The organism is Streptacidiphilus sp. MAP12-33 (assembly GCF_041261265.1).
Taxonomy (GTDB): domain Bacteria; phylum Actinomycetota; class Actinomycetes; order Streptomycetales; family Streptomycetaceae; genus Streptacidiphilus.
The window spans coordinates 1-21,220 of the sequence record NZ_JBGCCA010000057.1 but is presented as its reverse complement, the minus strand read 5'-3'; the positions used below and the strand labels follow the sequence as shown (position 1 = coordinate 21,220).

The window sequence follows — 21,220 nt, the reverse complement described above, 5'->3', positions numbered from 1 at the left end:
GCGGGGGAACGCAATGAGCTCGGGCAGGATGCCGCGCTGTCTCGGAGGGGCGGCTCTCGCCGGAGCGCTGCTGCTCATCTCGGTGTCTTCCGCGCACGCGGACGGAGTGCGGGACGGGCAGTGGGTGCTCGGCGCCTACCAGGCGCGGGAGACGGTCTGGCCGCGCAGCACCGGCGCGGGCGTGACCGTGGCGGTGATCGACTCGGGTGTGCGCGCGACGCATGTCGACCTCCAGGGCGCCGTACTGCCGGGCATGGACTTCGCCTTCGGCGGTGACGGTCGGCAGGACCACTCCGCCGACGGGCACGGAACCGGGATGGCCAGCATCATCGCCGGCCGAGGCCACGGGCCGAACGGTCAGGACGGGATCATCGGGCTCGCGCCGGGTGCGAAGATCCTTCCCGTCGGGATCGGCGAGGGCGTGGGGGGTCGCGGGCTCGACTACGTGCCGCAGGCCATCCGCTACGCCGTGGACCACGGCGCCAAGGTGATCAGCATGTCCTTCGGCAGCCCGGCCGCCAATCCGGCCGAGGAGGCGGCGGTCGCCTACGCCGAGCGCCACGACGTCGTGCTGGTCGCGGCGGCGGGGAACGACGGCTCGACGCGGCGGCAGTACCCGGCGTCCTGGCCCGGGGTGGTCAAGGTCAGCGCGGTCGACGAGAACAACAAGCTCTGGAGCGGCTCGACCACGGGGGGCGTCACCGTCGCCGCGCCGGGGGCCCACATCCTCCGCGCGGGCGACGCGAGTGACACGCAGGTGGTCAGCGCCAGCGGCAGCAGCGACGCGGCGGCCTACGTTGCCGCCATCGCCGCACTCGTCCGCTCCGCTCACCCCGAGCTGACCGCGGGCCAGACCATCGCCACCGTGATCCGCACGGCCGCCATGCCCCAGGGGCACACCGCGCCCGATCCGGGGCTCGGCTACGGGATCGCGCGGCCGGACCTCGGCCGCGTCGTCGATCCCGGCGCGGCCGCAGGGCCGTTGCCGAGGGCCACGGTTCCGCCCGGGACGGGCCTCGCCGACTGGAGCTGGAGTCTCGACGCCTCCTCGGCCCCGGCGGACGGGTCGGGGACTTGGCTGTCCCTGCTCCTGCGCGGGGTTTTCGGCGCGCTCGGGGTGGCCGGGATCGTCCTCGTCGACGTCGCCCTCCGCCGGAAGCGGCGCCCGAAGGCGTCGGCGCTGCTGCCGGACGCTACTTGAACATCTGGACGGCCGTCCCGGTCCCGTCGAGGGCGACGAGCAGGACGCGGCCGTCCGGGAGGGCGTAGACCGTGCCCGCCGTGTAGACGAACGAGCTCGGCTTGCCCGGCAGGTTGGCCAGGACCGTGGAGCGGCCCGTGAGCGGGTCCAGCGAGACGAGCTCGGGGGAGCTGTACTGGCTGAAGTCCGAGACGAGCGAGATCGCGTAGATCTTGGCGCTGCCCGCGGTCGGGGTGTCCTGCTGCGGGTGAACGAGGGCGGCGCCCTGGTGGCCGTCGCCGTCGTAGGTCCAGTTGGTGGCGCCCGTCGTGGTGTTGACGGCGGTGATGACCGCACGGGAGGGCGTCTGTTGGCGTGAGGGGAGCAGCAGCGTCGTCGTGCCGACCGTGCGGGCGCCGCTGTCCGTGGGGCCGGCCGCTCCGAGGTTGGGGTCGAAGCCGTCCGCGAGGGTGAGCGCGTGGGGCGTGCCGCTGGTGTTGTAGAGGTTGACGGTGCCGTTCGTCAGCGACGCGACGACCGGGGCGGCATTGACGATCGAGCCGAACTGGATGTGGTCGGTGCCCTGTCTGTGCCAGATCTCCTTGCCCGTGGCCGCGTCGAACGCGGTGACCACGTACGAGGGGCTGACGTCGGCGCAGTAGTCGTCGACCAGGACGACGCCCGCGCCGCCGTAGGGGTAGGCGTTGCAGTACTGGCCGCGCGGCTTGTAACCCCACATGACGTGGCCGTCGGTGAGGTCGACCCCACCCACGACGGTGTCGTTGACGACGACGCCGACCGCGCCGTCGAGGAACGTGGTCGTGGGCGCGGCGGCGCTGTGGTCCTTGGTGGTCATCGGGGTGGACCACAGGGTCTTGCCGGTGCGGGTGTCGACGCCGACCACCGTCGTGCAGTCCGAGGTGTCGGGACCGAAGCCGATCGTGCCGATGCCGGAGGTGGAGACCGTCGGGGACATCGCGCAGGGGACGGCCGGGCCGGTGAGCGGACGGGCGGTCCACGCGGGGGTGCCGTCCGAGAGCTTGTAGGCCTTGACACCGGACCGGGTGGCGCGGACGAAGTAGGAGTCGGTGACCCAGGTGCCCACCTGCTGGTCGGCCGCGGAGCCGGGCAGGCTCCAGTCGGCGGTCAGCGTCCGGGCGTCCGCGGCGTCGGCACCGGCCCCGGTCCCGGCCGCCGCCGTGGTGCCTCCGCCGCCATCGTCGTCGGTGGTGAGCACGACGGCGGTGACGGCGATTGCGGCGAGGGCGACACCGCCGGCGATGATCCGGGTGCGTGCACTCCGGCCCAGGCCCAGCGGCCGGAGCGGGTTGAACCGCCTGCGCGGGCCGGAGGACGAGGAGAACGGCCGACCTCCCGTCGGCGCGGACGGCAGGGGCGGCAGCTCGGGCCACGTACCCTGCCGCTGCCAGGCGTCGGCCGGCGGCTGTGCCGTCGGCGGCAGCGCGTACGGCGACGGAGCGTGAGCCGAGAACGCCGACTCCGACTCCGACTCCGACGCGGACTCCGACGCGGAGGCCGAGGCCGACGCCGATACGGACGCCGAAGCCGATGACCAACCGGCTCTCACGGTTGCGACGGGCTGCGTCTCCTCCGCCTGGCGCGGCAGCGTCATCGGCGTCGGCATGGGCATCGGCATGGTGGCGGCCGGGTCCGACGCCGTCGCGGCGGCGTCGTAGGACCAGCCGGGCTGCCCGGAGAGCCGCGGCGGCGGGCCGTCCTGCGCCTCCTCCGGCGTGACGGTGGGGTGGTCCGCCTCCGTCGACGTCGGCAGGTTCCCGCTCCCGGCGGCCGCCTCCTCGCTGGTCGAGCCATCGGCGGCCGAGCCCGGACTGTGGTCTGTCATTCCGTGCGCCTCCCGAACACCGTCGACTGACGTTCAGTCAACGCGGAAGCGCGCAGCGCCACGCCCCCGTCCGGCCAGCCTAGCGGGAGCGGACAGACGGGGGCGAAACGCCTTCGCGCCAGTGGACTCAGCGGATCAGCGGATCGGCGGACTCAGCGGGCGTCGCAGGCCTGCGCGCGCAGGGCGCGGGCGAGGTCGTCCCGGCACTCGCGCACCAGGCGGCGCAGCGCGGGGGCGGCGTCCTCGTGCTCGGCGAGCCAGGCGTCCGTGCGGGCCAGCGTGGCGTCCGTGGAGACCAGGCGCGGGAAGAGGCCGTTGACGATGCGCAGCGCGATCTCGATGGAGCGCTCCGCCCAGACCTTCTCCAGCACCTCGAAGTACGGCTCCGCGTACGGGGCGACGAGCTCGCGCTGCGAGGCCTGCTGGAAACCGGCGATCTCCGCCTCCAGCAGGGCGTTGGGCAGCTCGTCGGTCTCGACGACGGCGTGCCAGGCGCGGGCCTTGGTCTCCGCGTTCGGGGCGGAGGCGCGCGCGGCGGTCTCCAGGCGCTTGCCGCTCGCGGTGTTGTCCCGCTCCAGTTCGGCCGTGAGCTCGGCGTCGCCCGCCCGGCCGCTCGCGACGAGCGTCTGGAGCAGCGCCCAGCGCAGTTCCTGGTCGATGTCGAGGCCGTCGATCCGGCCCGTTCCGGCCAGCAGGCCGCTCACCAGGGTCAGGTCGGCGTCGCCGTCGGCGGACTGCGCGAAGAAGCGCGCCCACGCCAGCTGGTGGTCACTGCCGGGCTGGGCGGCGCGCAGCTCGGTGAGCGCGCCCTCCGCCAGCGCCCGCGCGGCCGCCGCGCGCCCCTCGGGGGCGACGTACTGCTCCAGCGACAGCTTGGCCTGGGTGTGCGCCTGCTGCAGCACGCCGATGTCGGTCTCGCGGCCGGCGAAGCGCAGCACCAGGTCGAGGTAGTCGCGCGCCGGCATCAGGCCGTCACGCGTCATGTTCCAGACCGCGGACCAGCACAGGGCGCGCGCGAGGGGGTCGGCGATGTCGCCGAGGGAGGCGCGCAGCGTCTCCAGCGACCCCTCGTCGAAGCGCATCTTGCAGTAGGTCAGGTCGTCGTCGTTGACCAGCACCAGCGCCGGGCGCGGGACGCCCACCAGCTCCGGCACCGGCGTCCGCGCCTCCGCGCGCACGTCCAGCTCGACGCGCTTGCTGCGCACCAGGCGGCCGTCCTCGGTGAGGTCGTACAGGCCGACGGCGACGCGGTGCGGGCGCAGCGTCGGGTAGTCGGCGGCGGCGTCCTGCAGCACGGCGAAGTCGGTGATCCGGCCCTCGGCGTCCACGGTCAGCTCGGGGGTGAGCGCGTTGACGCCGGCGGTCTGCAGCCAGGAGCGGGACCACGCCGCCATCGCCTCGGCGCCGCGGCCGCTGGTCTCGGCGAGGGCGGCCAGCAGGTCGTCCAGGGTGGTGTTGCCGAAGGCGTGGCGCTTGAAGTAGTGGCGCGCGCCCTCGAAGAACGCGTCCCGGCCGACGTAGGCGACCAGCTGCTTCAGCACGGCCGCGCCCTTGGCGTAGGTGATGCCGTCGAAGTTGAGCTTGGCGTCCTCGAGGTCGCGGATGTCCGCAGTGATCGGGTGCGTGGTGGGCAGCTGGTCCTGGCGGTAGGCCCACGCCTTGCGGCGGTTGGCGAAGGTGATCCAGCCCGCCTGGTACTTGGTCGCCGCGACCTGCGAGAACGCGCCCATGAAGTCCGCGAAGGACTCCTTCAGCCACAGGTCGTCCCACCACTGCATGGTGACCAGGTCGCCGAACCACATGTGCGCCATCTCGTGCAGGATGACGTTGGCGCGGCCCTCGTAGGCGGCCTCGGTCACCTTGGAGCGGTAGATGAACTCCTCGCGGAAGGTGACCAGGCCCGGGTTCTCCATCGCGCCGATGTTGTACTCGGGCACGAAGGCCTGGTCGTACTTGCCGAACGGGTAGGGGTAGTCGAACTCCTCGTGGAAGAAGTCCAGGCCCTGCTTGGTGACGGTGAAGATCTCGTCCGAGTCGAAGTACTGCGCAAGCGACTTGCGGCACAGCGCGCCGAGCGGGATCTCCAGCGTGGTGCCGTCCGGCAGCTCGCGGCTGTAGTGGTCGCGGTCCACGTGGTACGGGCCGGCGACGATCGCGGTGATGTAGGTGGAGATCAGCTGCGTGGGCGCGAACGTCCAGGTCAGCGAGCGGTCCTCGTTCTGCTCCGGCGCGCCGGTGGCGGCCGAGTTGGAGAAGGCCTCCCAGTGCGCGGGCGCGGTCACCGTGAAGGAGAAGGACGCCTTGAGGTCGGGCTGCTCGAAGTTCGCGAAGACACGGCGCGCGTCGGCGGGCTCGTACTGGGTGTAGAGGTACACCTCGCCGTCGACCGGGTCGACGAAGCGGTGCAGGCCCTCGCCGGTGTGGCTGTAGGCGCAGTCGGCGTCGACGACCAGCTCGTTCTCGGCGGCCAGGCCGGGCAGCGTGACGCGGGAGCCGTCGAAGACCTCGGCCGGGTCCAGCTCGCGCCCGTTCAGCGTGACGCTGCGCACGTGCGGCGCCAGCAGGTCCGCGAAGGAGTCCGCGCCCGGCTCGGAGCAGCGGAAGCGCAGGGTCGTGCGAGAGCGGAACCTGCCGCTGTCGCCCAGGGCGCTGCGCAGGTCGAGTTCGACGGCGTACCCGTCGACCGCGAGAATCCTGGCCCGCTCGCGGGCCTCGTCGCGGGTGAGATTGGTGCCGGGCACGTCGGTACTCCTCGTGCAGACGGGGCGCGGTGAGGGTGGTCGCGCCGCTGAACCGTGGATCGCTTGTCCTGGCATCTTGTCACGCCGAGTGGTGCCGGGAATGGTGGCGGCGGGGTACGCGTTTGGCTCCAGGGGGATCACGCCCGCAGAGACCCTGGACGAGACCAGGACAAGCAGGACAAGGGAGCATGTATATGTCCGTCGACGAGCCCGTCGCGCCCGCCGTCACCGCCGACTTCTGGTTCGACCCGCTGTGCCCGTGGGCGTGGATGACGTCCCGCTGGATGCTGGAGGTCGAGAAGCAGCGGCCGATCAAGGTCACCTGGCACGTGATGAGCCTGGCCGTGCTCAACGAGGGCCGCGACCTGCCGGAGAAGTACGCCAAGCTGATGGAGGAGGCCTGGGGGCCGGTCCGCGTCTGCATCGCCGCCCAGCAGCTGCACGGCGCCGGCGTGCTCGGCCCGCTCTACACGGCGCTCGGCACCCGCTTCCACAACGGCGGCCAGCCGCGCGACCGGGCGACGATCGTCGCGGCGCTGGCGGAGGCCGGCCTGCCGGAGTCGCTGGCCGACGCGATGGACTCCACCGACTACGACGACGCGCTGCGGGTCTCCCACAAGGAGGGCATCACCCTCGTGGGCGAGGACGTGGGCACCCCCGTCATCGCGGTCCCGGGCCCGACGGGCGAGCGCATCGCCTTCTTCGGCCCCGTGGTCACCCCCGCCCCCAAGGGCGAGGCGGCGGGCCGCCTGTGGGACGGCACGATCCTGGTCGCCTCGACGCCGGGCTTCTACGAGATCAAGCGCACCCGCACCGAGGGCCCCATCTTCGACTGACGGCCGGTCGCACGATCCAGGGGCGCGGGCCCTGCTCGATCAACTGCGGGCGCGAGCAAACCCCCTGTGCGGATGGCCCTCTGTTACCGGGGGCCATCCGCTCATCGGTGGCTTGTCGCGCACGCAGTACATCGAGCAGAGCCCCGCGCCCCTGGCGGTTCCCCGCGCCCCTGGCGGCTGCGCCGCCTGAAGTGGTGCAGCTACCCGCGGGAGCCAACAGTTCGCTTCTGCCAGGCCAGGCCCGCCAGGGCCAGGACGCCCGTCGCGCCGAGGGTGCAGGCCAGTTGGACGCGGTTGGCGTGGGACAGCAGCATCAGCGCCAGCACCCCGGCGACGCCGGCCAGGGCCACCCACGTCAGGTACGGGAACCCCCACATCCGCACGGTCAGCGCGCCCGGCGCCTCCCGCTCCAGCCGCCGCCGCATCCGCAGCTGCGCCACGCAGATGAACGCCCAGACCACCAGGACCGCCGCCCCGACGGCGTTCAGCAGCCACGCGAAGACGGTCGTCGGCCACCAGAAGTTCAGCAGCACCGCGAAGAACCCGAACGCGGACGAGGCCAGCACCGCGACCCGGGGGACCCCGCCGCCCACCCGGGCGACCGCCTTCGGTCCCAGGCCGCGCTGGACGAGCGAGTACGCCATCCGCGACGAGCCGTAGATGTTCGCGTTCATCGCGCTCAGCAGCGCGATCAGGACGACCACGTTCATGATCTGGGCCGCCGCCGGGATGCCGAGCAGGTTCAGGACCTCCACATAGGGGCCGTTCTTGACCACGCCCGCGTCGTTCCACGGCAGCAGCGTGACGATGACCGCCATCGAGCCGACGTAGAAGAGCGCGATGCGCCACATCGCCGTCCGCACGGCGTTGCCGACGCTGCGGACGGGGTTCTCGGACTCCGCCGCCGCGATGGTGACCGTCTCCAGGCCCCCGTAGGCGAAGACGGACGCGAGCAGGCCCGTGACCAGGCCGTTGACGCCGTTCGGCAGGAAGCCGCCGTGGCCGGTGAGGTTGGCGAGGCCGGGCGCGCCCTTGCCGACGACGCCGAGGACCGCGAGGACGCCCAGGACCAGGAAGCCGACGATCGCCACGATCTTGATCGCAGCGAACCAGAACTCGAACTCGCCGAAGTTCTTCACCGCGGTCAGGTTGCTCGCGCAGAAGAACGCCATGAAGAGCGCGACCCATATCCAACTTGGCGTGCCTGGCAGCCAGTTGGTCATGATGCCAGCCGCGCCCGTGGCCTCGACGGAGACGCCGACGCAGAGCAGCAGCCAGAACAGCCAGCCGGAGGCGAACCCGGCCCAGACGCCGATCTCCTTCTCCGCGTGGACGGAGAACGATCCGGAGGCGGGTCGCGCGGCCGACATCTCGCCGAGCATCCGCATGATGAGCATCACGAGCGCGCCGGAGGCGGCGAAGGCGAGCACGATCGCCGGGCCGGCCGCGGCGATGCCGGAGCCGGAGCCGACGAAGAGGCCGGCGCCGATGACGCCGCCGAGGGCGATCATCGACAGGTGGCGCTGCCGCAGGCCCTGGGAGAGGCCGTTCGGAGCGGAGGAGGCGGGGGAGGGCCCGTTCTGCTGCTTCTGTGGTGCGGTCGTGGTGCTCATCAGTCCTGCAGGTGGTGTTCGGATACTGAGCCGACTTGATCAGTATTCGGTCGATCGTGCCCGTTTCGACAGGGAACAAGGTCCTCTGGGCCAGTATGCGAACGTCGTGATCACCCACCGCGACCGGCCGGCAGCGTCACGTGCCCGACCCGTCGGGCTCGCCTAAGCGTTGACCTGCGGTTTTGTGGGAAGCGCGCTAAGCGCCCCGCCCGGCGGGCCGATAGGTTCACGAACGTTCACTCACCGTCCGTCCCCAGGAGTCCTGCCGTGAGCATCGCCGCACCGATCGTCCGTCCCGGCGCCGTCCTCGCCGACCTGCTGCCCGCCGTCGGGGCGACCCGTGGCCGCGCGCTGGTCCGCGACGCCGCGCTCGTCCTCGGGGGTGCCGCGTTCACCGGTCTGGCCGCGCAGCTGTCCGTGCCCGTCCCCGGCTCCCCGGTGCCGGTGACCGGGCAGACGCTGGCCGCGCTGCTCGTGGGCACGGCGCTCGGCGCGCGCCGCGGTGGCGCCTCGATGGCGCTCTACCTGCTGGCCGGCCTGGCCGGCGTGCCGTGGCTCGCGGGCGGGGCGTCCGGCATGAGCGTCTCCATCGGCTACGCCGTCGGCTTCGTCGTCGCGGGTGCCCTCGTCGGCGCGCTGGCCCGTCGCGGCGCGGACCGCAGCCCGCTGCGCACGGCCGCCGCGATGGTCCTCGGCAACCTCGTGATCTACGCCGTCGGCGTGCCGTGGCTGGCCGTCGCCGCGCACCTGAACCCGGCTCAGGCCGCCTCGGCCGGTCTCTACCCGTTCCTGATCGGCGACGCGCTCAAGATCGCCTTCGCGATGGGCCTGCTGCCCGGCGCCTGGAAGCTGGTGGGCCGTCGCGCCTCGCAGGACCAGGGCTGACATAATCCAGCCATGCGCGTCTACCTGGGATCCGACCACGCCGGTTTCGAGCTCAAGCAGCACTTCGTCAAGTGGCTGACCGAGGCCGGGCACGAGCCGATCGACTGCGGTCCGCACATCTACGACGCCGTCGACGACTATCCGCCCTTCTGCCTGCGCGCCGCCGAGCGCACCGCGGCGGACCCGGAGGCGCTCGGCGTCGTCATCGGCGGCAGCGGCAACGGCGAGGCCATCGCCGCGAACAAGGTCAAGGGCGTCCGCGCCGCGCTCGCCTGGAGCCTTGAGACGGCCAAGCTGGGCCGCGAGCACAACAACGCCAACGTCGTCTCCATCGGCGGCCGCATGCACACCGAGGAGGAGGCCACCTCCTTCCTGGAGGCCTTCCTCGACACGCCGTTCTCCGCCGAGGAGCGTCACATCCGCCGCATCGACATGCTGACGGAGTACGAGACCACCGGCGAGCTCCCGCCGATCCCGGCCCACCACCCGCAGGGCTGAGCGCGGCAACAGCAGCGCAGGGATGCCCGAGGGCCACACCATCCACCGACTGGCCGCCGAATACCACCGGGTCTTCGGCGGCCAGGCCGTTGCCGTCTCCAGCCCGCAGGGGCCGTTCGCCGAGGGCGCGGCGCTGCTGGACGGCCGCGAGTTGACCGCCACCGACGCCAAGGGCAAGCACCTTTTTCTCGGCTTCGACGGAGCCCGGTGGATCCACATCCACCTCGGCCTGTACGGCAAGGTCTTCTGGGGCCACGGCCCCGCGCCCGAGCCCGTCGGCCAGGTCCGGCTGCGGACAGCCTCCGACGACGCCTACGCCGACCTGCGCGGGCCGACGAGGTGCGCGCTGGTCACCCCCGGCGAGAAGCTGGAGGTCGAGGCCCGCCTCGGCCCCGACCCGCTGCGCGCCGGGGAGAGCGGCGACGCCGCCTGGAAGCGGGTCAGCGCCAGCCGCACCACCGTCGCCGCACTGCTGATGGACCAGAAGGTCCTCTCCGGCGTCGGCAACGTCTACCGCGCCGAGGTGCTCTTCCGTCAGGGCATCGACCCGCACCGCGAGGGCCGCAGCCTCGGCCGCGCCGAGTGGGACGCCATCTGGGGCGACCTGCGCCCGCTGATGCGCGAGGGCGTCCGCAACAACCGCATCGACACCGTCCGTCCCGAACACACCCCCGAGGCGATGGGCCGCCCGCCCCGCGTCGACGACCACGGCGGCGAGGTCTACGTCTACCGCCGCGCCGGACAGCCCTGCCTGGTCTGCGGCACGGAGGTCCGCGCCGAGGAGCACGCCGCCCGCAACCTGTTCTGGTGCCCGCGCTGCCAGGCCTGAGACGACCCGGGCACGCGCTCAGCCGAGCCGAAGACCCACATCGGGCGACTGCTCACCAGGCCGGCCGCCCGCGACCGGGCCCAACTGGGCATCGCCGCCCACGAGTCCGGTCTGATCCGGCCGGGCGGGGCGGTCAGGCCATCGTGAACGACAGCACGAACGCCATCACCCCGAACACCGCCGCCCCCGTGAACAGGGCCAGCACGACGAACCCGAGCCGGTTCCCCACCCGCGCGGCCCGCACGTTCTCGGGCGTCGCCCGCCGTCCGACGAGGGACGCGGGTGCGGTGGCCGCCATGCTGAGGCCGAGGAGCAGCAGCGCGAACCAGCCCACCGTGCGCTGGAGGCTGATCCGGCCGTAGTCCCCGGCCCCGAGCCGGTCGGCGTTCAACGTGCTGCCGGGCGCGAGCTTCAGCGGGCTGGAGACGAGGGCGGAGGGGTCGGTGACCTTGCCGTCGGTGGAGCGGAAGTGCCCGGTGCAGCCGATGTAGGACGTCTTGCCCTGCCCGATCACGCTGCACGAACCGACCTTCACCGTCCCCGGCGTCCCGGCGAGCCCGGCCGCGTGCGCGGCCTCGTACCCACCCCACCAGGCGAGCAGCAGCCCGACCCCGACCAGCAGGAACAGCATGGGCAGCCCGGCGGGGCTGCGCATGGGGCGGGTCCGGCTCGTGGTCAGGATCGTCATGCGGAGACGTTAACCGTTGCCTCTGGCAGTCGTTGCACGTGGGGCGCGAGGAACCGCGCGACAAGCCTGCCCGCGCCCCTGAACGCGCTCCCGCGCGCGATGGCGCGATGTCGCAGCCCGCATCCGCAATCCGTCGACGCGTGACGGTGGCGCTCGATAGGGTCTCCGGAACATGGCACGCCGCGAGACCGGGGGGCACCCGGACGACACCCGTACGGTCCGCCTGCGCAGGGCGCAGCGTCGGGCCTGGCGTCGGGTGCGCCGCGCTGCCGTGGACTACTTCCGTGGGGACGGCGCCGACTGGATCGCGTTCGCGGTGCTGCTGCTCACCGTGCCGCTGCTGACCCTGGCCACCGTCACCTTCCCGGTCTGGTTCCCGCCCACCGCGCTCGTGCTGCCGGTGATCTCCGGTGCCCTGCTGCTGCGTCCCAGCAGCCTCGTCCTGCTCTACGCCGCCGCGGCCGCCGCCCTCGCGGCCGAGTCCGTCCTGCTCGGCCCCTACGACGGCGGCTGGCCGGGACGGGTGACGCCCGGCTGCGTGCTGACCGTCGGCGCTGTGGGCGCCGTCGGACTGGTGCTGGCGCAGTTCCGCAACCGGGTCGGCGTGCCGTGGCGGCGCGGCGGGTCGATGCTGTTCGACCTGCGCGAGCGGCTGAAGGTGCAGAGCCGTATCCCCTCCCTCCCGGCGGGCTGGCACGCCGAGATGGCGCTGCGCCCGGCCGGAGGCCAGTCCTTCTCGGGCGACTTCGTCGTCGCCGCCCGCACCGGCACCGGCAAGCGGGTGCTGGAGGCGGTCCTCGCCGACGTCTCCGGCAAGGGCATGGACGCCGGTTCGCGTGCTCTGCTCCTCTCCGGCGCGTTCGGCGGGCTCCTCGGCTCGCTGCCGCCGCACGACTTCCTCCCGGCGGCCAACGGCTACCTGCTGCGCCAGGGCTGGGAGGAGGGCTTCGCGAGCGCCGTCCACCTGGTGCTGGATCTGGACACCGGCGAGTACGAACTGCTGTCGGCGGGTCACCTGCCCGGCATGCAGCGGGTCAACGGCACCGGGCGCTGGGCCACCAAGGAGGCCGAGGGGCCGCTCCTCGGCATCTACGACGGCGCCAAGTTCGAGGGCGTGCGCGGCGTGCTCGGGCACGGCGACGTGCTGATGCTGTGCACGGACGGCATGGTGGAGGCGCCGGGCCGGGATCTGTCCGAGGGCATGGACCGACTCATGGGCGAGGCCGACCGGTTGATCGGTACGACCTTCGCCGGCTCCGCCTGGCGCCTGATCGAGCGGGTCGCCAAGGACCGCAGTGACGACCGGGCCCTCCTGCTGCTCTGGCGCGAATAGGCGTATCCCAGGCCGCACTTGTACCATCCGTCACACGATCTTCGGACAATCTCGGCTGATTGTGCACTCCGCCAGTGGGGTGTGAGCCAGAACCGCTTTACGGAGCCGGTTGATCCGGAGAGACTGGCTAGGCGGGCGAGCGTGAGCTGGGGGTGATGCCGTGGTGACGCGGCGTTGTGCTTCCGGTGCCGGGCGTCCCTCAGCTGTTGACGTAGCCGTCGTCACGTTCGAAGCGAGGAAGTGGGGCCCGTGACAACCTTCTCCATCTCAGCGGTGGTCCTGTTGGGGATCCTGCTCGTCGTGTTCCTCAGGAACAAGACGATGAAGCTCAGTTACACCGTTCTGGCCATCCTCTTCGGCTTCTTCCTCGACAAGACGTCAGCGGCGGCACCGATCCAGCAGTTCCTGACGCAGATCGCCAACACGATCAACCAGATCACCAAGTAGCGCGGCTCGGGTGGGCCTCAGAGCAGCCGGCGCAACAGGCCCGAGGGCGTGGGCGGCTGACCGGCCGTCCGCCCGGTCTCCCGCGGTCGCGCCGTCGGTGCTCCCGGTGCCGTCTCGGCGTCCCGCAACGCGTCCGGATCGCGGGTGAGCAGCAGGAAGCACCGGGCCCACGCGAGGTGCTCCCCGCGTGGCCACGCCATGGCCCGCAGCGCCGCCGACGCGGCGGGCACCGGCTCGCCGTCGACGCGCACCTCGGCCACCACGTCACCGGCACGCCCGCCGAAGAAGATCCGCACACCGTGCAGCGAGCGGCCGTCCAGCCGCGGCAGGACCTCCGCGGCCAGGGCGGGCAGCAGGTGGTGGCCCTCCACCCACTCGCTCAGCGGCGCGCTGCGGAATCCGAAGACGGCGGCCGGCCCCTGCACCGTGTACCAGCCGGGCGCCCCCGCGGCCGCCCCGGGCGCGAAGACGTCCCCGTGCAGCCCGCGGCGCTCCAGCAGCTCCACGACGGCGCTCGCCGTCGTGGTGCGCCACATCCGCACCCCGTTCTCCAGCCGCTGCTCCTCGGTGCGGCCCAGACCGCTCGCGCAGTCCCAGACCACCGGCCCCTCGCCGTCGCCCAGCCGCAGCACGTAACCGAGGTCCAGATGCGGCGCGACGCCCGCGTCGGCGCCGTCCCCCCGGTGCTCCCTGACCGCGACCGCGGTCCGTCCGGGACCGCGCACGACCTGGTCGTCGACGTGGAACCGCCGCCCGAGTGCGGCCATCTCCCGCACCACGCTGCGCCGTATCACGTCCAGTCGCTGCTCGGCCCGCACCCTGCCGCCCCTCGTAGTTCGCCGGGCCCACCCGGTCCGCGCCCTCGTGAAGCCTTCGTGAAGCCGCGCAGAGCGTACCGCGCGCAGGTGTTCACAAGGTCGTCCCCGTCGCCCTCGCCCTCGCCCTCGGACGCGCCCACCGGGGAGACCCGGGCCTAGCCTGGAAGACGGGGGAGTCCCGGGAGTGAGGAGTCCCGTCATGAGTGTCGTCATGTCGATGAAATGGGCCGGGGTCACGCCGGAGCAGTACGACGCGGTCCGCGACCTCGTGCACTGGGAGGACAAGCTGCCCGACGGCGCGGTCCTCCACGTCGCCTGGTTCGAGGACGGCGCGCTACGCGTCACCGACGTCTGGAACACCGAAGCGGACTTCGGCCGCTTCACCGAGGAGCGCTTGATGCCGGGCGTGCAGAAGGTCGGGCTCACGGGCGAGCCCGAGGTCACCCTGGCGCCGCTGCACCGCCGCATGATCGCCGACGGCGTCAGCGGCGCCGCCTCCTGACGCCTCCGCGCACGCCACTCCGTCCGCCACCCCGTCCGCCCTGTGCCGCTCGCCTGCCGGGCGGCACAGTGCGGACGGCCGGCGGTTTCAGACCGTGCGCCGCGCCATCGCCTCGGCGCCGGCCACGAGCCCCTCCGCGGCGGTCACGGCCGGATACGCGGTGACCTTGAAGACGTCGCCCCAGGCCAGCCCGACCTCCATCACCGGGGTGAAGCTCTCCGCCCGGAACACCACCACGACGGCGGGCTGCTCCGCCCCCAACCAGTACTCGCCCTCCACGGCCATCCCCGGCGGGTACGCCCACCCGGCCCGCCGGGCGAGCGCGCCGTCCCTTTGCTCCCGGCTGAGGCCGGACTGCCAGTCGAGGGTCATCACGTAGAGCACGATGCCTCCCTAGGACGAGGGAATGCCTACTCCTCCACGCTAGGAGCCGCCTGCCGCCGCCGCATCCCTGCCGTCAGGTTGCGCAGCACGCTCCAGCACCAGCAGGACAGCAACAGGGCGGCCGCAGCGAACATCAAGGTGTTGTTGATCCAGGCGTCTCCGCCGTTGTCGGGGAAGACGACGTCCGCGTCGCCGGTGTCCCGGGCGGCGATGCGGTCACCGACCTGGTGGACCTACGGAGCGGGAGCGGCGGCCGTGGTCGGGACGTTCGGATCATTCGGGTAGGTCCCGAGGTTCCACACCCGCCAGGAGTGCAGCGACATCGGGTTGGCCAGATGGATCTCCAACGTCTGTGTCACCCCGTTCGCGTACCGGATCTCGACCGAGGCGTCGGCGCTGTCGACCTCGTTGTCGGCGTCGACCGTGACGGTCGCCGTGCCGCTGTTCGCGTCGCGCGTGTGCGCGAAGTCGGCGGCGGTGAACCCGCTCGGGCCGCCGTTGCCCTGGGAGGGGACCACGGCCCGGAGTTCGTCCTCACTGTGGTCGGCGAGCGCTCGCAGATAGCACCGGACGAGCGCCGCCTGATCGGCGTCCGCCTTCTCGATGTGCGCGGTCCACGAGCACGACGGCTCCCCGGCGTCGGGCCCGTCCCTGAACTCCTGCACGGCGGACCAGGCCGCCGGCCCGACCCACCCGACCAGCACCCCTCCCGCCACCACGATCCACGTGGCGACCCCACCCCACAGCACCGCGCGCCCGCGGCGCCCCGCCCCACCCTGCGATTCCACGCCCATGCACGGCATCCAACCAGTCCGCCCCGGCAGACGCGCCGAACACACCGTGCTTGGATGTCCCGATGACCGGTCGATGGACGGCCCCTTCCTGGGGCGCGCTGCCCAGGCGGATCACGCTGTACCGCACCCCCGGGGGATGGCGCCACAGCATCCTCACCGAAACCGGCGGCCGCCTCTGCGGCGGCCTCTCCGCTGTGTCCGCGGACGCTTCCGACACGGAGGCCCGGTCAGCCGCGACCACCATGCTCGAACGCCTGGCCCTGGACTTCCACGGCACCGACGTGGACATCTCGTGGCACCCCTCCGACGCCCCGGACACCTGCAACGGCGTAGTGGCCCGCCGAGAGGCCCACCCGGACTGAGCCGCCTGCCCGAGCCCCAGCGCCCTTCGGCTGAGCCCCCAGCCGGCCCGCTGGTGTGCTCCGCCCCAGCGCGGTCGGCAGACCGGGGAGCCATACTCCTGGAACGCGGAAGGCCCAGCTCGGGGATCATGTCCCTGAGCTGGGCCTTCGGCGTCGGAGCGGGCGACGGGAATCGAACCCGCGTAGCTAGTTTGGAAGACTAGGGCTCTACCATTGAGCTACGCCCGCGAGGCTTGCGCCGTGGATCAGGGTAGCGGACGCGGGCGGGGGGATGCACACCACTTGAGCTGGGCGGCGTCGCGGGTGAATTCGCTCGGGTGGCACGGGTGCAGCATGTACGCTACGTCTCGCGAGACGAACGGGGTGTGGCGCAGTTTGGTAGCGCGTCCGCTTTGGGAGCGGAAGGTCGTCGGTTCGAATCCGGTCACCCCGACCATCGAGTTATGAGTACACGCCTGCTGAGCTGCGGAAACGGCCGGGCGGGCCGTCGGGGCGAAGGCCGTTTGTGGTACCGGTAGGATGGGTCGCTGGTGGCGTCTGCGCACCGCGGCATGAACCGTCGCGGGTGAGTGAGGCCACCGACAGCCCGGCGGGCGATTAGTCAAAAGGACGCATCACCCGTCTCGCCGCGTGCCCGAAGACCGGACCGCGGCGGACATCCGACCGAAAAGCCCCCAAGGAGACCCAACCGTGAAGAGCGCCGTGGAGACTCTGAACCCGACCCGGGTTCGACTCACCGTCGAGGTGCCCTTCGAGGAGCTCAAGCCCAGCCTCGACGCGGCGTACAAGAAGATCAACCAGCAGGTCACGGTTCCGGGTTTCCGTAAGGGCAAGATCCCGGCTCGCGTCATCGACCAGCGCTTCGGCCGCGGTGCCGTGCTGGAGGAGGCCGTCAACGACGCGCTGCCGAAGTTCTACGGCCAGGCCGTCGAGGACGGCAAGATCGACGTCCTCGGCCAGCCGGAGATCACCGAGATCGAGGGTGTCGAGAACCTGGCCGACGGTGGCGACCTGAAGTTCACCGCCGAGGTGGACATCCGCCCCGAGGTCACGCTCCCCGACTTCGCCACCATCGAGGTCGAGGTCGACCCGATCGAGGTCACCGACGAGGACGTCGACAAGAGCCTGGAGCAGCTGCGTGAGCGCTTCTCCTCCGTGAAGGCCGTCGAGCGCGCCGCCGCCGAGGGCGACGTCGTGGTCGTCGACCTCGAGGCCAAGGTCGACGGTGAGGTCCCCGAGGACGGCACCGCCACCGGCGTGACCTACGAGATCGGCTCCGGCCGCCTGCTGGACGGCATCGACGACGCGGTCATCGGCCTGGAGGCCGGCGGCTCCGCGACCTTCACCACCGAGCTCAAGGGCGGCTCCGCCCAGGGCAAGGACTCCGAGGTCACCGTCACCGTCACCGCCGTGCAGGAGAAGGAGCTCCCGGCCCTGGACGACGAGTTCGCCCAGATGGCGTCGGAGTTCGACACCCTGGACGAGCTGAAGGACGACTCCCGCAAGCGGCTTGCCCGCATGAAGGAGTTCGACCAGGCGACCCAGGCCCAGGAGCGCGTCCTCGACAAGCTGCTCGAGCTCGTCGACATGCCGTACCCGGAGAAGCTGCTCGCGGACGAGATCCAGACCCGCAAGCACAACCTGGAGCACCACCAGCTGCCCCAGATGGGCATCGACATGGACGCCTGGCTGAAGCTCCAGGACAAGACGGCCGAGGAGTTCGACACCGAGCTCGAGGACCAGGCCAAGAAGGGCATCAAGACCCAGTTCGTGCTGGACGCCATCGCGGCCAAGGAGGAGCTGGGTGTCTCCCAGGAGGAGCTCACCGAGCACCTGCTGCGTCGCGCCGCCGGCTCCGGCATGACGCCGGACCAGTTCGCCCAGCAGGTCGTGCAGGGTGGCCAGGTGCCGCTGCTCGTCGGTGAGGTCGTCCGCGGAAAGGCGCTGGCGTCCGTCGTCGAGGCCGCCAAGGTCCTCGACACCGAGGGCAACGTCGTCGACTTCGCCGACGACGAGGACGAGGACGGCGAGACCGTCGAGGCCGTCGAGGCCGCCGCCGAGGTCGAGGAGACCGAGGAGGCCTGAGCCTCAGCGCTCTGAACGCCAGGGCCCGGACCGCGAGCGCGCGGTCCGGGCCCTGGCGCGTTCCCGTGTTCGCCCAGAGCACGCCCCGTGACGCTCAAAGCGAACAGGTCGGTTTTGAGGGATGGCCGGACCAGTACTGCGCGTTAGGGTCGGTGGAAACGCTGTGACGGCGGCCTTCGACGACCAGCCGTCGTGTCAACAACGAGCAGGTGGATACGTGACGATTCCGCAGATCTCCATGCCCGGGCTTGTGACCCCGCGTGCCGCCGGTGACATCGGCGGTGGCGGTCTGGGAGACCAGGTCTACAACCGTCTGCTCAACGAGCGCATCATCTTCCTCGGCCAGCAGGTCGACGACGACATCGCCAACAAGATCACCGCGCAGCTGCTGCTGCTGGCCGCGGACCCGGAAAAGGACATCTTCCTTTACATCAACTCCCCGGGTGGCTCGGTGACCGCCGGTATGGCGATCTACGACACCATGCAGTACATCAAGAACGACGTGGTCACCATCGCGATGGGCATGGCCGCCTCGATGGGCCAGTTCCTCCTCACGGCCGGCGCCAAGGGCAAGCGCTTCGCGCTGCCGAACGCCGAGATCCTGATGCACCAGCCCTCGGCCGGCCTCGGTGGTTCCGCCACCGACATCCGCATCCAGGCCCAGCAGCTGGTCCGGATGAAGCACCGGATGGCCGAACTCATCGCCGAGCACAGCGGTCAGACGGCGGAGCAGATCACCAAGGACTCCGACCGCGACCGCTGGTTCACCCCGGTCGAGGCCAAGGAGTACGGCCTGATCGACGCCATCATGCACAGCGCCTCGGACGTCCCCGGTGGCGGCGGCACGGGCGCCTGAGCCCCCCGCACCACCAGCCCAGTCGCCATCCGGTCGACCTGTCGGCCGACCATCGTCCCGGAGGACGGAAGAACCCGATGAACATCCCCAGCCTGTCCGCCGCGCAGGGGCGCGTCGAGAACATGATCGCCGAGGGTCGCTACATCCTGCCCACGTTCGTGGAGCGCACCTCGCAGGGGTACCGCGAGTACAACCCCTACGCCAAGCTCTTCGAGGAGCGCATCATCTTCCTGGGCACCCAGGTCGACGACGCCTCCGCGAACGACATCATGGCGCAGCTGATCTGCCTGGAGTCGATGGACCCGGACCGGGACATCTCCATGTACATCAACTCGCCCGGTGGTTCCTTCACCGCGCTGACGGCGATCTACGACACCATGCAGTTCGTGAAGCCCGACGTCCAGACGGTCTGCATGGGCCAGGCGGCCTCCGCCGCCGCGGTGCTGCTGGCGGCCGGTACGCCGGGCAAGCGCATGGCGCTGCCGAACGCCCGCGTGCTGATCCACCAGCCGTACACCGAGACCGGCCGCGGCCAGGTCTCCGACCTGGAGATCCAGGCCGCCGAGATCCAGCGCATGCGCGAGCTGCTGGAGACGCTGCTGTCCAAGCACTCGAACAAGAGCCAGCAGGAGATCTCCGAGGACATCGAGCGCGACAAGATCCTCACGGCCGAGGAGTCGCTGCAGTACGGCTTCATCGACCAGATCATCTCCACCCGCAAGAGCTCCGCGCAGGACTGATCCGGCGCCCGCGCAGCGCCCGGTGACACCCCGGGTGCGGTCCGTGACCGCACCCGGGAGGGCGGTTTCCGCAGCTCAGGCGCAGCTCACGCGCTGCTGAGACCAGCACCACGCGGCCAGTCCGCCCCCCGCTCTTGGAGCCGGGGGCGACGCCTGGCACCATCGTGAGTACCGACATCCTGATCCGGCCGATTCGTTTATTCGCCCAGGGCGGAAGTGGGAAGCCGTCGAAGACGGCGAATCGCGGCTCCTGACGGAGTACCGTCGGATACCAAGCACCAGGCTCCGCCCCCCAGGGAGCCTTTGGCGAAGGGGAAGCACCTCGTGGCACGCATCGGTGACGGTGGCGACCTGCTCAAGTGCTCGTTCTGTGGCAAGAGCCAGAAGCAGGTGAAGAAGCTCATTGCCGGGCCCGGCGTGTACATCTGCGACGAGTGCATCGACCTGTGCAACGAGATCATCGAGGAAGAGCTCGCGGAGACCTCCGAGGTCCGCTTCGAGGAGCTGCCCAAGCCTCGTGAGATCTACGAGTTCCTCGACGGTTACGTCGTCGGCCAGGAGACCGCCAAGAAGGCCCTCTCCGTCGCCGTCTACAACCACTACAAGCGCGTGCAGGCGGGCGAGAACGGCAAGCACGGCCGCGACGACGGCATCGAGCTGGCCAAGTCCAACATCCTGCTGCTGGGCCCCACCGGCTCCGGCAAGACCCTCCTCGCCCAGACCCTGGCCCGGATGCTGAACGTGCCGTTCGCCATCGCGGACGCCACGGCGCTGACGGAGGCCGGCTACGTCGGCGAGGACGTCGAGAACATCCTGCTCAAGCTGATCCAGGCGGCGGACTACGACGTCAAGAAGGCCGAGACCGGGATCATCTACATCGACGAGATCGACAAGGTCGCCCGCAAGAGCGAGAACCCGTCGATCACGCGTGACGTCTCCGGCGAGGGCGTGCAGCAGGCGCTGCTGAAGATCCTGGAGGGCACGACGGCCTCGGTGCCGCCGCAGGGCGGGCGCAAGCACCCGCACCAGGAGTTCATCCAGATCGACACCACGAACGTGCTGTTCATCGTGGGTGGTGCCTTCTCCGGCCTGGAGCGGATCATCGAGGGCCGCGCGGGCAAGAAGGGCATCGGCTTCGGCGCCCAGATCCGCTCGAAGCACGAGATCGACGCCAGCGACACCTTCCGCGAGGTCATGCCGGAGGACCTGGTCAAGTTCGGCATGATCCCCGAGTTCATCGGCCGTCTGCCGGTGATCACCTCGGTGCACAACCTCGACCGCGAGGCGCTGCTGCAGATCCTCACCGAGCCGAAGAACGCGCTGGTCAAGCAGTACCGTCGCCTCTTCGAGCTGGACGGCGTGGAGCTGGAGTTCACCGCCGAGGCGCTGGAGGCCATCGCCGACCAGGCCATCAAGCGCTCCACCGGCGCCCGCGGCCTGCGCGCGATCATGGAGGAGGTGCTGATGTCCGTGATGTACGAGGTTCCCTCGCGCAAGGACGTCGCCCGCGTGGTCGTCGACGAGGACGTCGTGCTCAAGCACGTGAACCCGACGCTGGTCCCGCGCGACCTGCGCACGCAGCGCGAGCGCCGCGAGAAGAGCGCGTAGGCAAGACCTGAAGCAAGACCCGAAAGAGGGGGTGCGGGGGGGGGGCCCCCCCCCCCCCCGGGGGGGGGGGGCGGGGGTGGCCCCCCCGCGGTGTGTAACAACGGGTGGGTGTGGGGGGGGGGGGCCCGCCCGCGGGGGGGGTTGAGGGCGGGACGGG

General features: G+C 71.4%; 20 protein-coding genes and 2 tRNA genes. 14 read left to right on the top strand and 8 right to left on the bottom strand.

Features of this window, described 5'->3' with window-relative positions; genetic code table 11:
• The first annotated feature begins 28 nt into the window (after positions 1-28).
• Positions 29-1,201: a S8 family serine peptidase gene (locus ABH931_RS37865; RefSeq protein WP_370124178.1), complete on the top strand. Its 1,173-nt coding sequence runs from the start codon at positions 29-31 to the stop codon at positions 1,199-1,201.
• On the opposite strand, the gene ABH931_RS37860 is transcribed toward ABH931_RS37865, so the two are convergent.
• Positions 1,194-3,044: a PQQ-binding-like beta-propeller repeat protein gene (locus tag ABH931_RS37860; protein WP_370124177.1), complete on the bottom strand. Its 1,851-nt coding sequence runs from the start codon at positions 3,042-3,044 to the stop codon at positions 1,194-1,196. The genes ABH931_RS37865 and ABH931_RS37860 overlap by 8 nt on opposite strands.
• 152 nt (positions 3,045-3,196) lie before the next feature.
• The gene (pepN, locus tag ABH931_RS37855; RefSeq protein WP_370124176.1) at positions 3,197-5,785 is read right to left on the bottom strand and encodes an aminopeptidase N; all 2,589 of its coding nucleotides are present in this window, start codon (positions 5,783-5,785) and stop codon (positions 3,197-3,199) included.
• A 194-nt stretch (positions 5,786-5,979) separates the two neighbouring features.
• Between pepN and ABH931_RS37850 the strand changes: the two genes are divergently transcribed.
• Positions 5,980-6,621: a DsbA family protein gene (locus ABH931_RS37850; RefSeq protein WP_370124174.1), complete on the top strand. Its 642-nt coding sequence runs from the start codon at positions 5,980-5,982 to the stop codon at positions 6,619-6,621.
• Positions 6,622-6,821: 200 nt separating this feature from the next.
• Here ABH931_RS37850 and ABH931_RS37845 read toward each other — a convergent pair whose 3' ends face one another.
• Entirely contained in the window at positions 6,822-8,234 is a 1,413-nt protein-coding gene (locus tag ABH931_RS37845) for an amino acid permease (protein WP_370124172.1), read from the bottom strand.
• Positions 8,235-8,501: 267 nt separating this feature from the next.
• On the opposite strand from ABH931_RS37845, the gene ABH931_RS37840 reads away from it, so the two are divergent.
• From ABH931_RS37840 to ABH931_RS37830, 3 genes are read left to right on the top strand one after another with little or no spacing between them, the layout of a single operon-like run.
• Positions 8,502-9,119, top strand: a complete 618-nt coding sequence (locus tag ABH931_RS37840) for a biotin transporter BioY (RefSeq protein WP_370124170.1) — start codon at positions 8,502-8,504, stop codon at positions 9,117-9,119.
• A gap of 12 nt (positions 9,120-9,131) precedes the next feature.
• Positions 9,132-9,617, top strand: a complete 486-nt coding sequence (locus tag ABH931_RS37835; protein ID WP_370124168.1) for a ribose-5-phosphate isomerase — start codon at positions 9,132-9,134, stop codon at positions 9,615-9,617.
• Between the two features lie 22 nt (positions 9,618-9,639).
• Positions 9,640-10,446: an Fpg/Nei family DNA glycosylase gene (locus tag ABH931_RS37830; RefSeq protein WP_370124167.1), complete on the top strand. Its 807-nt coding sequence runs from the start codon at positions 9,640-9,642 to the stop codon at positions 10,444-10,446.
• Positions 10,447-10,579: 133 nt separating this feature from the next.
• Here the strand turns inward: ABH931_RS37830 and ABH931_RS37825 are convergent, their stop codons facing one another.
• Positions 10,580-11,134, bottom strand: a complete 555-nt coding sequence (locus tag ABH931_RS37825) for a hypothetical protein (protein ID WP_370124165.1) — start codon at positions 11,132-11,134, stop codon at positions 10,580-10,582.
• A gap of 172 nt (positions 11,135-11,306) precedes the next feature.
• Between ABH931_RS37825 and ABH931_RS37820 the strand changes: the two genes are divergently transcribed.
• Both ABH931_RS37820 and ABH931_RS37815 read left to right on the top strand, forming a co-directional pair.
• Positions 11,307-12,467 (top strand): PP2C family protein-serine/threonine phosphatase, encoded by a 1,161-nt coding sequence (locus tag ABH931_RS37820; protein WP_370124163.1) that lies wholly within the window; start codon positions 11,307-11,309, stop codon positions 12,465-12,467.
• A gap of 249 nt (positions 12,468-12,716) precedes the next feature.
• Complete coding sequence (locus tag ABH931_RS37815) at positions 12,717-12,914, top strand: hypothetical protein (RefSeq protein ID WP_370124161.1); 198 nt, start codon at positions 12,717-12,719, stop codon at positions 12,912-12,914.
• 17 nt (positions 12,915-12,931) lie between these two features.
• On the opposite strand, the gene ABH931_RS37810 is transcribed toward ABH931_RS37815, so the two are convergent.
• Positions 12,932-13,732, bottom strand: coding sequence for a DUF6348 family protein (locus ABH931_RS37810; RefSeq protein WP_370124160.1), 801 nt, complete (start codon positions 13,730-13,732; stop codon positions 12,932-12,934).
• Positions 13,733-13,931: 199 nt separating this feature from the next.
• On the opposite strand from ABH931_RS37810, the gene ABH931_RS37805 reads away from it, so the two are divergent.
• Positions 13,932-14,234, top strand: coding sequence for a hypothetical protein (locus tag ABH931_RS37805; RefSeq protein ID WP_370124158.1), 303 nt, complete (start codon positions 13,932-13,934; stop codon positions 14,232-14,234).
• A gap of 87 nt (positions 14,235-14,321) precedes the next feature.
• On the opposite strand, the gene ABH931_RS37800 is transcribed toward ABH931_RS37805, so the two are convergent.
• Entirely contained in the window at positions 14,322-14,618 is a 297-nt protein-coding gene (locus ABH931_RS37800; RefSeq protein WP_370124156.1) for a DUF3303 domain-containing protein, read from the bottom strand.
• A 233-nt stretch (positions 14,619-14,851) separates the two neighbouring features.
• Entirely contained in the window at positions 14,852-15,412 is a 561-nt protein-coding gene (locus tag ABH931_RS37795; protein ID WP_370124154.1) for a hypothetical protein, read from the bottom strand.
• A 62-nt stretch (positions 15,413-15,474) separates the two neighbouring features.
• On the opposite strand from ABH931_RS37795, the gene ABH931_RS37790 reads away from it, so the two are divergent.
• The gene (locus tag ABH931_RS37790; RefSeq protein WP_370124152.1) at positions 15,475-15,774 is read left to right on the top strand and encodes a hypothetical protein; all 300 of its coding nucleotides are present in this window, start codon (positions 15,475-15,477) and stop codon (positions 15,772-15,774) included.
• A 157-nt stretch (positions 15,775-15,931) separates the two neighbouring features.
• Here ABH931_RS37790 and ABH931_RS37785 read toward each other — a convergent pair.
• A tRNA-Gly gene (locus tag ABH931_RS37785) sits at positions 15,932-16,002 on the bottom strand.
• A gap of 131 nt (positions 16,003-16,133) precedes the next feature.
• On the opposite strand from ABH931_RS37785, the gene ABH931_RS37780 reads away from it, so the two are divergent.
• From ABH931_RS37780 to clpX, 5 genes are all read left to right on the top strand, one after another.
• A tRNA-Pro gene (locus ABH931_RS37780) sits at positions 16,134-16,210 on the top strand.
• A 254-nt stretch (positions 16,211-16,464) separates the two neighbouring features.
• Positions 16,465-17,859, top strand: a complete 1,395-nt coding sequence (gene tig, locus ABH931_RS37775; protein WP_370124150.1) for a trigger factor — start codon at positions 16,465-16,467, stop codon at positions 17,857-17,859.
• Between the two features lie 238 nt (positions 17,860-18,097).
• Positions 18,098-18,715, top strand: coding sequence for an ATP-dependent Clp protease proteolytic subunit (locus ABH931_RS37770; protein ID WP_042449384.1), 618 nt, complete (start codon positions 18,098-18,100; stop codon positions 18,713-18,715).
• A gap of 77 nt (positions 18,716-18,792) precedes the next feature.
• Entirely contained in the window at positions 18,793-19,455 is a 663-nt protein-coding gene (locus tag ABH931_RS37765; RefSeq protein ID WP_370124148.1) for an ATP-dependent Clp protease proteolytic subunit, read from the top strand.
• A 324-nt stretch (positions 19,456-19,779) separates the two neighbouring features.
• The gene (clpX, locus tag ABH931_RS37760) at positions 19,780-21,063 is read left to right on the top strand and encodes an ATP-dependent Clp protease ATP-binding subunit ClpX (RefSeq protein WP_370124146.1); all 1,284 of its coding nucleotides are present in this window, start codon (positions 19,780-19,782) and stop codon (positions 21,061-21,063) included.
• Positions 21,064-21,220: the final 157 nt, after the last annotated feature.